13 protein-coding genes are annotated in these 14,049 nt (G+C 73.8%); 4 read left to right on the top strand and 9 right to left on the bottom strand.

Annotation, left to right across the window (positions count from 1 at the left end; translation table 11 throughout):
• Positions 1-350 precede the first annotated feature (350 nt).
• From IG74_RS0133135 to IG74_RS0133170, 9 genes are all read right to left on the bottom strand, one after another.
• Positions 351-1,616, bottom strand: a complete 1,266-nt coding sequence (locus tag IG74_RS0133135; protein WP_078869225.1) for a hypothetical protein — start codon at positions 1,614-1,616, stop codon at positions 351-353.
• Positions 1,613-3,367 (bottom strand): glycosyltransferase, encoded by a 1,755-nt coding sequence (locus tag IG74_RS0133140; RefSeq protein ID WP_078869226.1) that lies wholly within the window; start codon positions 3,365-3,367, stop codon positions 1,613-1,615. The genes IG74_RS0133135 and IG74_RS0133140 overlap by 4 nt, the downstream gene beginning before the upstream one ends.
• A 235-nt stretch (positions 3,368-3,602) precedes the next feature.
• Positions 3,603-5,240 (bottom strand): dipeptide ABC transporter ATP-binding protein, encoded by a 1,638-nt coding sequence (locus IG74_RS0133145; RefSeq protein WP_051855873.1) that lies wholly within the window; start codon positions 5,238-5,240, stop codon positions 3,603-3,605.
• Entirely contained in the window at positions 5,237-6,244 is a 1,008-nt protein-coding gene (locus IG74_RS0133150) for an ABC transporter permease (protein ID WP_030684724.1), read from the bottom strand. The genes IG74_RS0133145 and IG74_RS0133150 overlap by 4 nt, the downstream gene beginning before the upstream one ends.
• Complete coding sequence (locus IG74_RS0133155; protein WP_030684726.1) at positions 6,241-7,245, bottom strand: ABC transporter permease; 1,005 nt, start codon at positions 7,243-7,245, stop codon at positions 6,241-6,243. The genes IG74_RS0133150 and IG74_RS0133155 overlap by 4 nt, the downstream gene beginning before the upstream one ends.
• A 21-nt stretch (positions 7,246-7,266) precedes the next feature.
• The gene (locus IG74_RS0133160; protein ID WP_051855876.1) at positions 7,267-8,991 is read right to left on the bottom strand and encodes an ABC transporter substrate-binding protein; all 1,725 of its coding nucleotides are present in this window, start codon (positions 8,989-8,991) and stop codon (positions 7,267-7,269) included.
• 203 nt (positions 8,992-9,194) lie between these two features.
• Positions 9,195-9,287 (bottom strand): Ms4533A family Cys-rich leader peptide, encoded by a 93-nt coding sequence (locus IG74_RS54460; RefSeq protein ID WP_311775232.1) that lies wholly within the window; start codon positions 9,285-9,287, stop codon positions 9,195-9,197.
• 67 nt (positions 9,288-9,354) lie between these two features.
• The gene (locus IG74_RS0133165; protein WP_030684730.1) at positions 9,355-10,779 is read right to left on the bottom strand and encodes a DUF3152 domain-containing protein; all 1,425 of its coding nucleotides are present in this window, start codon (positions 10,777-10,779) and stop codon (positions 9,355-9,357) included.
• Between the two features lie 8 nt (positions 10,780-10,787).
• Positions 10,788-11,825 (bottom strand): alpha/beta fold hydrolase, encoded by a 1,038-nt coding sequence (locus IG74_RS0133170; RefSeq protein ID WP_030684733.1) that lies wholly within the window; start codon positions 11,823-11,825, stop codon positions 10,788-10,790.
• A gap of 295 nt (positions 11,826-12,120) precedes the next feature.
• On the opposite strand from IG74_RS0133170, the gene IG74_RS0133175 reads away from it, so the two are divergent.
• From IG74_RS0133175 to IG74_RS0133190, 4 genes are all read left to right on the top strand, one after another.
• Positions 12,121-12,339 (top strand): hypothetical protein, encoded by a 219-nt coding sequence (locus IG74_RS0133175; protein WP_030684735.1) that lies wholly within the window; start codon positions 12,121-12,123, stop codon positions 12,337-12,339.
• A 167-nt stretch (positions 12,340-12,506) separates the two neighbouring features.
• Positions 12,507-13,148, top strand: coding sequence for a TetR/AcrR family transcriptional regulator (locus tag IG74_RS0133180; RefSeq protein ID WP_030684736.1), 642 nt, complete (start codon positions 12,507-12,509; stop codon positions 13,146-13,148).
• A 154-nt stretch (positions 13,149-13,302) separates the two neighbouring features.
• Positions 13,303-13,530 carry a DUF3107 domain-containing protein gene (locus tag IG74_RS0133185; RefSeq protein ID WP_030684738.1) on the top strand — a complete coding sequence of 76 codons (228 nt, stop codon included), beginning with the start codon at positions 13,303-13,305 and terminating at the stop codon, positions 13,528-13,530.
• Positions 13,531-13,777: 247 nt separating this feature from the next.
• Positions 13,778-14,047, top strand: a complete 270-nt coding sequence (locus tag IG74_RS0133190; protein WP_030684739.1) for a hypothetical protein — start codon at positions 13,778-13,780, stop codon at positions 14,045-14,047.
• Positions 14,048-14,049: the final 2 nt, after the last annotated feature.

Genomic DNA, 14,049 nt, shown 5'->3' on the forward strand with positions numbered 1-14,049 from the left:
CCCGCACCGGGTGCGCGGGGCCGGGGGTGCGGACCGCTCCGGGACGGTGCGGTCGGGGGGTACGCCTCCGGGGTGCGGAAGCGGACGGCGGGGAGGCCGCGTGCGGGAAGGGCACGGGCGGGAAGGGCACGGGTGCGAAGAGCACGGGTGCGAAGGGCGCGGGTGGGAAGGCCGCCGACACGAAGGGCACCGACGCCAAGGGCCCTGGCTGGAAGGCCGCCGACACGAAGATCCCTGGCGGGAAGGCCGCCGACACGACGGCCGCCGACACGACGGGCGCCGACGCGAAGGGCCCTGGCAGGAAGGTCCCTGGCGGCGGAGCCGCGGGCTCTGCAGGGCGGCGCGCACGTTCATGCCGCACCCCCGCGGGCATGCGCGGAGGCGCGGCCGAGCACCCGGACCGCGCGGGCCAGCAGGACGGCTGCGCCCGCCCCGCAGACGGCGGCGGGCGCGCCCCAGGTGAGGGCCGCGGTCTCCACCGGCGTCGCGAGGAAGCCGCAGCCCGGAAGGCGCGCGGCCCACGCGAGAGCCAGGGTGGCCGCCTCGGCCGCGCCGACCGCGGCGTACACGAGGGTGGCCGCGCGCGTGGAGCCGTGTGCCGCGAGGAGGCGGCCGAGCCACAGCAGCGCGGCCAGCGCGCCGACGCCCAGGGCGGGGCCCGCCCCGCCGGAGCCGAGCGCGGCGTCCGCTCCGGCGAGCGCCAGGGCGACCGCGACCGCGTAGAGCGCGAACACGCCGATCAGGAGCGGCCGTACGGACGCGGCGAAGTCGGCGAGGCCCCGGCTGCTGCCGAGCCGCCCGCGGGCCCGCACCGCGAAGAGCCGCGCGCAGGCGAGGCCGGGTGCGACCGCCGCGGTGAGCCCGAGGGCGGCGAGGGCCGATGGCGCCCAGGGCCGGTCCGTGCCGCCCGGCGCTGCGGCGCGCAGCAGCCCCTCGCCGAGCAGGGCGTACGCGGGCAGCCAGCAGGTCCACGCGCGCGTGGCCGACGCGGCGGGGCGGGGGGTGCGCAGCGGGCCGTGCCGCAGGGCGACACGTGTCGTGGCGGCCAGGGCGAGCGCCCCGCAGAGCGTCACGGCGAGACGCGCGCCGCCGCCGGTGAGGGCGAGTCCTGCGACGGTGAGGGCGCAGACCGCGCCGGGCAGCAGCGCGAACACGGGCCAGCCCGCGTGGACTTCGGGCGCCGCGCTCTCGGGCCGGGCGGCGCCGTCGTCCCCCGGGGTGTCGAGGGCGTCCCACTCGTCGCTGTCGCGCGGCACGCGCGCGTACATCTCCTCGGCCAGGGCGAACACGTCGCGGTGCCGGAACCGCGCGGCCGTGCGGTCGGTGACGCCGTGCGCCTCCAGGCCCGCCGCGATCTCCAGCGGGTCGACGGCGCGCTCGCAGAGCTCGCGGTGGCGGTGGAGCAGCGCCTTGACGGGGTCGACGGTGCCGCGCGTCGGGGTTTCGGTACCGCGGGCCGGAGTGCCGGTGCCGCACGTCTGAGTGCCGGTGCCGTGCGCCGGGGTGCCGGTGCCGCGGGCCGGGGTGCCGGTGCCGCGCCTAGGGGCCGTCGCGGCCGAAGCCGGGTCGAGAGCCGAGGGCAGAGCAGAGCCGAGGGCCGAGTCGAGTCCCTTCACGAGGCCACCTCCCCCAGGTGGCCGCGCAGGCCGTAGCGGGCGGCCCAGCTCGGCCCGGTGGCGGCCGCGGGGCCGAGGGGCGCGGCCCGGCCGACGGGTGCCGCGCCCGCGCTGCCGCCGCCGACGGCCCACCGGCCCGGCACGGACGCCTCGGCCGGGTGCGCGAACGGCACCGGCTCGCCCGCCTCGTTCACGGTCTCGCGGCGCACCGGGCAGTGCGAGACGATCTCCAGGTAAATGCCGTGAAATGCCGCGATGTTCTGCTCGACCGTGAAGAGTTCGAGCGCCCGGGCCCGCGCCGCCGCGCCGAGGCGTGCGCGGCGCTCGGGGTCGCGCAGCAGCGCCACGCACGCCTGCGCGAGCGCCCGGGGGTTGCGCGGCGGCACCACGAGGCCCGTGCCGCCGATGACCTCGACCACCGCGCCGACGTCCGTCGAGACGGTGGCGCGCCCGCAGAGCATGGCCTCGATGAGGCTGATGGGGAAGCCCTCGACGACGCTGGACAGGACGACCACGCCGCCGCCTGCGTACGCGTCGGCGAGGTCCGGTGCCTCCGGGCCGCCGATCTCCTCGAACGAGACCGGGTTGGCGCCGACCGCGTGCACGTCGTCGGCCTCGTCGGGGAACAGCTGCGCGGCGAGCGCCCGGCAGTGGGCGAGGTACGCCGCCGCGCGCGGCCCCTCGGCGAGCGCGCCGACGATCCGAAGGCGTGCCCTGGGCTCGTCCTTGCGGACCTCGGCGAAGGCGTGCAGGAGCGAGATCAGGTCCTTGGCGGGCTCGATCCGGCCGACCCACAGGAGCGTGTGCGGCTCGCCGGGCTCCTCGCGCTCGCCGACCTCGGCGAAGCGGTCCGCCTCCAGGCCCGGGTAGACCGTGCGCAGCTTGGCGCGGTCGGCGCCGCACCGCTCCTGCCAGCGGCGGGCGTGCGCGTTGCCGGGGGTGATGACGGTGGCCTCGCGGTACGTCTCGGCGGCGAGCCTGCCGTGGAAGGAGGCGAGCAGCGCCCGCGCGGGGGCGCTCGGCCCCGGCTCTCCGGCGCCGCTCGCGCCCGCCAGGTAGTGCGCGCGCAGCCGTACGCCGTACTCGGTGACGAGCAGCGGTACGCCCGCGAAGTGCCGGGCGAGCAGGCCCGGAAGGGCGGCGGCGCCGCCCGCCGTGGCGTGGCAGAGGTCGACGGCGCCGAGCGTGTCGTCGTCGTACCAGTCGAGGGAGAGCGGGCGCAGGGCCCGCTCAAGGTCCGCGGCGACGGCGAGCAGGTCGGGCACGCGGGCGGCGCGGGCGGCCCGGTGCGCGCCGGGCGCGCGGCAGGCGCCCTCCAGGGCGCGCACGGCGTCCTCGGAGCGTAGGGCCCCGGCGAGGCCGCCGGTGTCGCGGGCGAGGTCGGCGAGCCCGTAGAGGCCGCTGCCGAAACGGTCCGCCAACTGGCCGGAGGTGCCCGCCGCGCCCTCGTCGGAGGTGCCCGTCATCCCCGCCGCGAGTTCCCCGAAGCACTCCGCGAACCGGCGGCCCGCGCGGCGCCGCCCCCACAGCACCGACCGACCGGTGGCCTCGCCCCACAGCGCGGCGCTCCGCACCCGGCGGACCTGCGGGGGCAGTTCGACCCAGCCGAGTGCCTCCTGACGGGCGCTCCCGCTCAGTGCGTAGACGTCGAACTCGTGCTGCCCGAGCCCGCGCACGAGCCGGTCGCACCAGAGCCTGGCCTCACCGCCCACATACGGATAGCCACCCTCCGTAAGCAGTCCAATGCGCACGCGCGCACCCCCGATCTGCCATATGGGGAGCCGCCGTTGGCCCGGCGGCTCGCAGCGGGACGAACGTATGCGGACATGCCGGTGGCGCGACGGACGGTTGTCCATCGCGCCACCAAAAGGGGTGAAGAGCAGTGACTTTCCCGCGCCGGTAGCGTTCCGTCGCGCTATAGAAGCCTCATAGGGCGACGAAAGGCGTCATGAGGGGCTCGTGGGAGACCCCCTTGCTCACGCGGAGTCATGCCACGGCCAATTCCTCCGAGGCCGTTCCGGACCGTGCCAGGCGGGCCGCGCGCCGCTCGGCGGCGAGCGCCGGGTCGAGGGCGGGCACGGCGGCCAGCAGGTCCTTCGTGTACGGGTCGCGGGGCGAGTCGTAGACCTCGTCCACGGAGCCGTACTCGACGATCCGGCCGCGCCGCATCACCGCCACCCGGTCACTGACCTGGCGCACCACCGCGAGGTCGTGCGCGACGAAGACGAGCGCGAGCCCCAGTTCCCGCTGCAGCTCCGCGAGGAGCGCGGTGACCTGGGCCTGGGTGGTCACGTCGAGCGCCGAGACGGGCTCGTCGCAGACGATGAGCCGGGGCTCGGCGGCGAGCGCCCGCGCGATGCCGACGCGCTGGCGCTGGCCGCCGCTGAACTCGTGCGGGTAGCGGTCGTAGTGCGCCGGGTCGAGGCCGACGCGCTCCATCAGGTCCCGTACGCGGGCGCGGATCGCGGCCTCGTCGCGGTCGCCCCGCGCGCGCAGCGGATCGGCGACGGACTCGCCCACCGAGCGGCGCGGGTTGAGCGAGGAGACGGGGTCCTGGAACACCATCTGCACGCCCGGCACGGGCCCCGCGGTCCGCTTCTCGGCGCCGTCGTGGCTCAGCCGCCCGGAGGTGGGCTCCAGGAGTCCCACGAGCATCCGGCCGAGCGTCGTCTTGCCGCTGCCGCTCTCGCCGACGACGCCGAGGGTCTCGCCGCGCCGCACGGTCAGCGACACGTCGTCGACGGCGACGAAGGCGCTCTTGCCGCGGCCGAACTCGCGCCGCAGCCCCTCGGCCTCGACGACGACGTCGCCGAGGTCGCCGGAGCGCTCCTCCCGTACGGCGTCGACGCGCGGCACGGCGCTCAGGAGCTGCTTGGTGTACGCCTCCCGGGGCGCCGCGAGGACGTCGGTGACGCCGCCGCGCTCCACGACGCGCCCGTGCCGCATGACGAGCACGTCGTCCACGCTCTCGGCGGCCACGCCCACGTCGTGGGTGACCAGGAGCAGGCCCATGCCGGTCTCCTCGCGCAGCTCGTGCAGCAGGTCGAGGATCTGCGCCTGCACCGTCACGTCCAGGGCCGTGGTCGGCTCGTCGGCGATGAGCAGGTCGGGCTCGCAGGCGAGGGCCATGGCGATCAGGGCGCGCTGGCGCATGCCGCCGCTGAACTCGTGCGGGCGCGAGCGCGCCCGGCGTGCGGCGTCCGCGATGCCGACCCGGCCGAGCACGTCGACGGCACGCGCGCGTGCGGCGCGGCGCGAGGCCCCGGAGTGGTTGCGGTACACCTCGGCGATCTGGTCGCCGACCGCGTAGTAGGGGTCGAGCGAGGACAGCGGGTCCTGGAAGACCATCGCGGCGACCCCGCCGCGCAGCCGCCGCAGTTCGCGGTCGGTGGCCCCGGTGACGTCGACGCCGCCGACCCGCACGGCGCCCGTGACCCGCGCCCCGGTGTCCCGGTGCAGGCCGAGCAGCGCGGAGGCGACGGTCGACTTGCCGGAGCCGGACTCGCCGACGAGGGCGAGGGCGGCGCCGCGCGCCAGGGTGAAGGAGACCTCGTCCACGGCGCGGACGTCGCCGAACCCGACGCTCAGTCCTTCCACGTGCACGAGGTGATCGTCGAGGTTCATGCGAGCACCACCCGTCGGTCGGCCACCGCGTACAGCACGTCCGCGACGGCGTTGGCGAGGACCACGAAGAAGCCGGTGATGAGGACCATGCCGACGACCACCGGCAGGTCGACGACCCGGACCGCGTGCACGAGTTCGCGGCCGAGCCCGGGCAGGCCGAACAGCGTCTCGGTGAGCAGGGCGCCGCCGAACATGGACCCGAAGTCGTTGGCGCTCAGCGCGATCACGGGGGCGAGGGCGCCGCGCAGGGCGTGCCGCCCGACGAGGGAGCGCTCGCTGATCCCGTACGCCCGGAAGGTGCGCACGTGGTCCTCGGCGAGCGTCTCCAGCATCGCGGACCGGGTCAGGCGCGCGTACTTGGCGGACTCGATGAGGGCGAGCGACACCCAGGGCAGGAGGAGGTTCCACGCCCACTGCTGCGGGTCCTCGGTGAACGGCACGTACTGCGGGAACGGCAGCCATTGGAGCTGGCCGCAGACCAGGACCATCAGGAGCAGGCCGATGACGAACACGGGGGTGGCCGTGCCCGCGAGCGTGACGGCGGTCAGGACGCGCTCGGTGGGGCGGCCGCGCCGCCACGCCGACAGGACGCCGGTGCCGACGCCGAGGATCAGCCACAGGACCATCGCGCCGATCGCGAGCGACCCCGTCACCGGCACCTTGTTCAGGATCAGGTCGGTGACCTGCTGGTCGGTCTGGTACGACAGGCCGAGGCAGGGCGCGTCGCAGTGCAGCACCGCGGTGCCGGTCGAGTAGTCGTGGCCTACGAAGATGCCGCGCAGGAACTCGAAGTACCGCGTGTACAGCGGGTCGTCGAGCTTGAGCTGCTCGGAGACCTGCTGGACCTGGGCGGGCGAGCAGCGCGGGCCGCAGGTGATCTGCGCGACGTCGCCGGGGGCGACGTAGAAGACGGCGTAGATGACGACGGACAGGACGAAGAGGGTGACGACGGCGCCGACGGCGCGCCGGGCGACGAAGCCGGTGAATCCGGAGCCCCAGCTCATGACGCCGCCCCCTTCTTGCTGCGCTTGGCGCCCACCCGCAGCCGCGAGGCGGCGCGCGGGTCGAGGGCGGTGCGGACGCCGTCGCCGAGGACGGTCAGCGCGAGCACGGTCACGAACAGGGTCCCTGCGGGCAGCAGCAGGTACTGCGGTGCCGCCTGGTACCAGACGTCGGCGGAGGTGAGCATCTGGCCCCAGGACGCGGTGGGCGGCTTGACGCCGACGCCGAGGAAGGACAGGGCCGCCTCCACCGTGATGTTGGCGGGGACGAGCAGCGCGGAGTACGTGATGACGGGCGCGGCGAGCGCGGGCAGCAGCTCGCGCCGTGCGATGCGCACCCCGCGCCAGCCGCTCAGGCGGGCCGCGGAGACGTGGTCGAGCGACTTGAGCGAGATGGTCTGCGCGCGCACGATCTTCGCCATGCCGCCCCAGCCGACCACGCCGACGACGAGCGCGACGAGCACCGGGCGCGGGAAGTCGCTCGGCACGACGGCGAGCAGGCCGAGCGCGAGGACCATCAGGGGCAGCGCCACCATGACGTCGGTGGCGCGGCTGAGGGCGAGGTCGACCCAGCGGTTGCCGAGCCCGCTGGCGAGCCCGACGACGATGCCGAGGGTGACCTGGAGCAGCGTCGCGATCAGCGCGACGCCGAGGGACACCCGGGCTCCGTACACCAGGCGCGCGAACAGGTCGCGGCCGGTCTGGGGCTCGACGCCGAGCCAGTGCTCGGCGCTCATGCCGCCGAAGGAGCCGACGGGCACGCCGCCGCGCGCGGAGTCGATGAGCTCGGGGTGGTACGTGGTGGGGTCCTGGCCCTCCAGGGCGGTGAGCAGGGGCGCGGCGAGCGCGACCAGGACGAGCAGGGCGACGATCGCGCCCGCGACGAGGGCGGCGCGCTGGGTGCGCAGGCGTCGCCAGAACTGACGGGCTCCGGAGGTGGCGGCAGCGGGCACCGCGTCGGTGCCCGCTCCCGCACTCTCCGAGGCCAACAGGGCCTCACTCATGACAGATCTACCCGACGGGCCTTACTTGACCGCGACCTGGGAGATGTCCAGGACGCCGGTCCAGTCGCTGATCACGACGTTCTTGATGTCCTTGCCGTACAGGCGCTTGTAGACCGGGTGGAACAGCGGCACGTTGACGGCCTTCTCGCCGATCTTCTTGTCGAGCGCGCCCCAGCGCTTGGCGGCCGCGGCGTGGTCCGTCAGCTGGTTGATCTCGTCGATCTCCTTGTTGACGGCCTTGTCGTTCAGGAAGCTGGAGTTGAAGTTGTAGCCGTCCTTGACGATCTGGCGGCCGTCGAAGATCGGGGCGAGGAAGGGGCCGCCGGAGGGCCAGTCGGCACCCCAGTGGGCGAGGAAGAGGCCCGGCTCGTCCTTGGCGTCGTGGACCTTGTCCTCGTAGTCGTTGTCCTCCAGGCCCTGGAGCTTGACGGTGATCCCGGCCTTCTTGAGGGCGTCCTGGAGGGCGGTGGCGATCTCCGGGCTGGTCTCGAAGTTCTTGGCGTTGGAATGCGTGAGCGTGATGGTCAGGCCGTCCTCGTAGCCGGCCTCCTTCAGGAGCTCCTTGGCCTTCTTCGGGTTGCCGCTCGCGCCCGCCGGGAAGTGGTCGAACTTCTGGTAGCCGAAGGACTCCTGGTTGGGCAGGAAGGTGGTGGCCGGCTCGGCGAGCGAGGAGCCGCCCGCAGCGTTGATGACCGAGGAGCGGTCGACGGCGTAGGCGACGGCCTGGCGCACCTTCGGGTTGTCGAAGGGCTTCTTCTTCGGGTTGAAGGCCAGGTAGTTGGTGTAGCCGAAGTGGCCGGTGCCGACCTGCGCGGCCAGCTTCTTGTCGCCGGTGACCTTGGCGAGCTCGGCCGGGCCGAGGTTGGTGTCGGTGGTGACGGCGGCGGCGTCGGCGCCCTGGCTCGCGGAGAGGCGCTGGTTGATGACGGACGAGTTGAAGCCGGAGCGGACGTCGATCTTGTCCGGGTAGGCCTTGCGCTCGGCGTCGGTCTTCTCCGACCAGTGGGGGTTGCGCTCCAGCTGGAGCCGCTCACCGGCGTTGGTGTTCTTGACGACCTTGTACGGGCCCGAGGAGATCGGGTGCTCCTCGTACTTGGTGCCCTTGTCCTTGGCCTTCGGCACGGGCGCGAACGACGTCTGCGTGGCCACGTAGTCGAAGTCGCCGACGGGCTTGTTCAGGTGGAAGACGATCGTGCGCTCGTCCGGCGTCTCGACGGAGTCCAGGCCCTTCTTGTCCTTGTAGGGGCCCTCGTACGTGGCGCCGCCGATGAGCCAGTCCCGCAGGAAGGGCGCGCCGCCGGACAGCTCGGCCGCGAAGGAGCGCTCGATGCCGTACTTGATGTCCTTGGTCGTGATCGGCGTGCCGTCCTCGAACTTGAGGCCCTTCTTCAGGGTGTACGTCCACACCGTGGCGTTCTTGCTCGGCTTGCCGAGGCTCTCGGCGAGGTCCGGGACGACCTTCGCGCCCTCGGCGCCGTCCTCGCGGTTGCGGGTGGTCAGGGTGCGGAAGACGAGGCTCGGCACGTTGCCGCCGCCGGAGGTGTACAGGCGGGCCGGGTCGAAGGTCTTCTGCGGGGAGCTGTTGAGGACGGTGAGCGTGCCGCCCTTCTTGGCCTTGCCGTCGCCCCCGGCGTCGTTGCCGTCCTCAGGTCCGCAGGCGGCGGCGCCCACGGCCAGTACGACCAGGGTGGCGGATGCCGCTGCCACGCGGCGGGATATGACGGACTTCTGACGACGCAGACGCATCGGAGTGCCTCTCGGAACGCTGAAGAGATAAGGGGAGCGGAGGGAAAACGCGGGAGCCCGCCCCCGGGCACGTACGCCCATGACCGTCTGTCCAGGATGCGGACACCTGACCACATCGTGGACCGCGTACGGAACGCGGCACACGCCTGGCACGGAACGCGGTGATGGAAGAAGAAGCGCGACGCACTCGCCGGGGGCGGGCGTCAGCGACAGTGAATGTCGGCCACGCAGAGCGCGGTCACGCCGAACAGCGCCAGCTCAAGGGCGGCACTCGGGGAGGCGTGACGGGTCGACATGCGGAGAAATATGGACGATGCCGCGCGGAATGTCAACGCGATGTCTCAGCCCCCGAGCCGGGCCGTCTCAACCCTTGGGAAACGCCCAGGGATTGGGCTTGCAGTGGATGCCGTCGTGGTCGAGGAACTTGGTCTGCTGCTGCATGACGGGCGCGAGCTCGCCGTCGCGCTGGCAGTCCACGTGACCGTGGCCGAGCCGGTGGCCGACCTCGTGGTTGATCAGCATCTGGCGGTACGGGTGGATGCGGTCGCCGTAGGTCTTGGCGCCCTGGGCCCACCGATAGGCGTTGATCATGATGCGGTCGGTGGACGCCGAGTCGCACGACACGTTCTGCTGAAGCGTTTCGAGGCCGGACTTCGCGCACCACTTCGCGGTGGTCACCGGGCTCGCCAGGGTGATGACGAAGTCCGGCTTGCCGGAGGAGATCCGCTCGAAGGTGCGGGCCCCGCCGTGGGCCCAGCTCCGCTTGTCGTTCAGGGTCTTCTGCACGGCCTGCGCGAACAGGGGGCCGTCCAGGCCCATGCCCTTCTCGACGTCGACGCGGTAGCGGAACTTCTGCCCCTTGCCGGGCGCCCGGTCGAATCCGGGCATCGCCGTGAACTGCCCGGACGCGGCGAGCTTCGCGTCCAGCGGGTACTTCTTGCCCATCTTGGTCTCGTACGACTCCGGGGTCGGCGAGTCGGATGGCGCGGGCCGGTTGTCCGAGCGCGACGCGGAGTCGCGGGCGTCCCGGTCGTCGCCCGCGCCGTGGTCGGCGGCCTGGGTGCGGGAGCCCGAGTCATCGGCGTCGTCGGTGACCTGAGCGGCCACGACGATGGCGAGGGCCAGGGTGACGGTCGCGGCGGCGGCACCGATGACGGTGCGGCTGCTGAGCCGCCCGCCCGCCGGAGTCCCGTCGGCGGCCGCGGCGCCCCGGGAGCCGCCGCGCGTGCCGTCGCCGTCGTCACCGGCGTCGGTCTCCCAGGCGGTGACGGACGCGTACGGGTCGCGGGGCGCGGGCGGCCGCACGGGCGTGGCGCCCGCCGCGAACACGTCCGCGCCCTCGAAGCCGTCCGGGGCAGCGAGGGCGTCGAAGGCCGCGACGTCCTCGCGTCTCGGCCCCGGCACCCGCCGCGGCCGCGCCGCACCGGCGCCCGACGGCCGCGCCTTGCCGCCGACCGTGCCCCAGCCGCCCCCGGGCTCACGCTGCTCGGGGTGACCGCCGCGCACGTGCGGGACGCCGTGGGGCGGGGTGTGCCACGGGGTGCCGTGCGGCGGGGTGCCCTGCGGCGGGACGGCGGGCGGGGTCGCGGCCCGCGGCACGCCGTGCGGGGGCGTGCCCTGCTCCGGCGTCACCTGGGGCGTCCCGTGCGCGGGCGTGTCACCCCGCCGACGGCGGCCGCTGCCGGTCCCGGACCCGGTCCCGGACGGTGTCGTCCGGGACTCGGGTATGCCAGAGGTGCTGCTGGTGTCTGTGTTGTCGGCCGGGTCCCGGCGGCTATGACGTCCCACGCGGCGTGTCAGCTCCTCGTACCCGAAGTACCCGGATCGCGGCGGTCGGCGCTCACGCCGCCGCCCTTGCGCACCTCACGAGGATCCCTCAACTCACCGGCATCAGCCACGAGTTCACGGATCGCGGCGGCCACCGCGTCCGGAAACTCCATCATCGCCACGTGCCCGGCCTCGGTCAGCGTGAGCAGCCGCGAATCGCGGAAGGCCGCCGAGGCCTTGCGCGCCATGCGGTACGACACGAGTTGGTCCCGGCCGCCGTACACGAGCAGCGTCGGCGCGAGCACCCGCTCGGCCTGCCGCCACAGGCCGTGCTGGCCGCCGAGCGTGTACGCGTTCACGATGCCGCGGGCCGAGCGGGCCATGGCGTCCCAGAAGTAGGGGTGTGCGAGCCGGCGCTCCATCTCGCGCACGGCCACCTCGAACGCCTCCGGCGAGACGTTGGCCGGATCGCCGTAACAGAGCTCCATGACGCCGCGCACCCGCATCTCCGGCGTCCACTCCTTGGTCAGCCGGGTGAACAGGGCGGCCACACCGGGCAGCGCGAGCAGCCCCGTGGGCACGGCGGTGCGCTGCACCCGCAGCTCGGGCAGGGCGGGCGAGACCAGGGTGAGGGTGCGCACGAGGTCGGGCCTGACCGCGGCGACGCGGGTGGTGACGGCACCGCCCAGGGAGTTGCCCACCAGGTGGACGGGGCCGCGGCCGCGCGCCTCCAGGAAGCGGATGACCGCGCGCGCGTGCCCGGTGACCGAGTAGTCCCCGTCGTCCGGGGGCGGCGAGTCGCCGAAACCCGGCAGATCGAGGGCCTCGCCGTGCACGACGTCCTGGAGCAGCGGCATCAGCGCCGACCAGTTCCTGGAGGAGCCGCCGAGCCCGTGCACGTACAGGGCGGGCGGCAGCTCCGTGTCGGCCGCGGTCCTGCCGCGCACCGAGAGCGTCATGCCGGGCAGCGTGACCGAGTCCATGCGCTCGCCCTCCGCGGCACCGACGGCGCCCGGCCTGGGGGCGACGGTGGCGGCCAGCAGGTCCGGCAACTCGGTCGAAGACATGCGGGCAATGTTACGAGACGATCACGCGTTGGATCGCGTGTTCGGGGTCACAGGTGCCGTTTGGATCGCGTAACAGATCACGCGGGCCCCGGGCGAGGGATCGCGTGGCGCCCCGATCGGGTGTTCCCTTGATGCAGAGGGAACTCGCCGGGACGAGGTGCGCGAACAGGGCACTCGCACCGCGGGACCGTCCCGTACGGGGGAACCGGCGCAGCCGGAGGAGACCGCGGCCGGGACGGACCGCACCACCTCGAAGACCCGAAGACACCGGCAAGAGATCCGAGGAGTCCCGATCATGACCGTTGATCCCACCGACCCGGACACGTTCGAGGCCGAGGAGTCCGCGGACGGCCTCGGCGAGGAGACGCCCGAGGCCGACGCCGCCGAGCAGCACACCGACCTCGCGCCGCAGCACGACGGCTCCCTGGAGGACGTCGACCCCGGCGCCGCCAACGTGGCCGACGTCGCCGAGCAGGCCCGCGTGGTCGACCTGGACGAGGACGACTACCGCTGAGCGGGGGCGCGCGCTCGCGCGGCTGCCCGTGTTTGCCCTGCTACGCACCGCTTCCATGGGCACAGGGTCCGTGAAATTCTGCGCTCGCACCGCGCACATCACAGTTACCGAAAAGTACGATGGCGGCGCGGCGCACACCGCAACTAAGGACGATTCTGGGAGGCGGCGTGACAGCCATCGAGCAGACAGAGGCGGCACGCCCGCGGGGCACTCGCCTGCCGCGCCGTGCCCGACGCAACCAACTCCTCGGCGCGGCCCAGGAGGTCTTCGTCGCCCAGGGGTACCACGCGGCGGCGATGGACGACATCGCCGAGCGGGCGGGCGTCAGCAAGCCGGTGCTCTACCAGCACTTCCCCGGCAAGCTCGACCTGTACCTGGCCCTGCTCGACCAGCACTGCGACAACCTGCTGCAGGCGGTGCGCGCGGCCCTGGCCTCGACGACCGACAACAAGCTGCGCGTCGCGGCGACGATGGACGCCTACTTCGGGTACGTGGAGGACGACGGCGGCGCCTTCCGGCTCGTCTTCGAGTCGGACCTGACCAACGAGCCCGCGGTCCGCGAGCGCGTCGACAAGGTCACGCTCCAGTGCGCGGAGGCGATCTGCGAGGTCATCGCGGAGGACACAGGGCTGCCCGAGGCCGAGGCGATGCTGCTGGCCTCCGGGCTCGGCGGCCTCGCCCAGGTCGTCGCCCGCTCCTGGCTGCACAGCGACGGCGGCGTCCCGCGCGCGAAGGCGGTGCAGCTGCTCACCTCGCTCGCCTGGCGCGGCATCGCGGGCTTCCCGCTGCACGGCTCCGAGGGCCACTGAGCACACGGGCCGGTTCCCCGCCCTGTTTTTCTTCCCGGCGCGTGTTCGCTCCTGGCGTGCGCGGCCGGAGCCGCCCGCGTCGCTTCACCGGGCTAATCTGTGCAGGTACGGCGCGGGCGGCCGCGCACATCACTGACCGTCGGAGGGACAAAGCGTGGAGGTCAAGATCGGCGTGCAGCACGCGCCGCGCGAGATCGTTCTGGAGAGCGGTCAGAGCGCCGAGGAGGTCGAGAGCGCGGTCTCCGAGGCCCTGACGGGCAAGGCCCCGCTGCTGAGCCTGACGGACGACCACGGCCGCAAGGTCCTGGTCCCCGCCGACCGCCTCGCGTACGTGGAGATCGGCGAGCCGGCCCAGCGCAAGGTGGGCTTCGGCGCCCTGTAGCACGCGGACGGCGCGCGTCGACGCGCCGCGCACGAGAGCGGCCCGGTGGTTCGACCACCGGGCCGTTCTCGCGTGTTCACCCGCTGTTCACCCGGTGTACGGGGATCCACGGTCCGTCGCGGACATGAATGGGGTGGAGGGTTGCGTTCCGACCGCCGGGGTACAACCGGCTACGACCGTTTTGCCCCCACGATCCGCACGCGGTCGTCCGCGATCCGCACCCGACCACGAGGGAGGGACCCCCACCGTGATCCTGGAAGCGCTCGGCTCCGCCCTTCTCGGCCTGGCCCTCGCCTGGGCGACGGCCCACCGGCTCGCCCACCGGCTGCCGTCCCGCACGCTCGTCCTCGCGACCGGCGTGGCCGGCGCGCTCATGGGCGCGTTCATCGCGCACACGGCGCTCGGCCCCGGCCGCTCGGCCATGACGCTCGCGGGCGCCCTGATCGTCTCGGCCGCGCTGCTGTCCCTGCTGCTCCGCCCTGACCGCCGCCTACGCCGCCGTCAGGTCACGGCGTAGGC

The sequence above is a fragment of the Streptomyces sp. NRRL B-1347 genome (genome assembly GCF_000720325.1).
Classification (GTDB): domain Bacteria; phylum Actinomycetota; class Actinomycetes; order Streptomycetales; family Streptomycetaceae; genus Streptomyces.

What these genes read in the sequence shown, in the direction of transcription:
- IG74_RS0133145 (WP_051855873.1), bottom strand. Translation starts at nt 5,240, where the DNA reads ATGAACCTCGACGATCACCTCGTGCACGTGGAAGGACTGAGCGTCGGG.
- IG74_RS0133150 (WP_030684724.1), bottom strand. Translation starts at nt 6,244, where the DNA reads ATGAGCTGGGGCTCCGGATTCACCGGCTTCGTCGCCCGGCGCGCCGTC.
- IG74_RS0133155 (WP_030684726.1), bottom strand. Translation starts at nt 7,245, where the DNA reads ATGAGTGAGGCCCTGTTGGCCTCGGAGAGTGCGGGAGCGGGCACCGAC.
- IG74_RS0133160 (WP_051855876.1), bottom strand. Translation starts at nt 8,991, where the DNA reads ATGCGTCTGCGTCGTCAGAAGTCCGTCATATCCCGCCGCGTGGCAGCG.
- IG74_RS54460 (WP_311775232.1), bottom strand. Translation starts at nt 9,287, where the DNA reads ATGTCGACCCGTCACGCCTCCCCGAGTGCCGCCCTTGAGCTGGCGCTG.
- IG74_RS0133170 (WP_030684733.1), bottom strand. Translation starts at nt 11,825, where the DNA reads ATGTCTTCGACCGAGTTGCCGGACCTGCTGGCCGCCACCGTCGCCCCC.
- IG74_RS0133175 (WP_030684735.1), top strand. Translation starts at nt 12,121, where the DNA reads ATGACCGTTGATCCCACCGACCCGGACACGTTCGAGGCCGAGGAGTCC.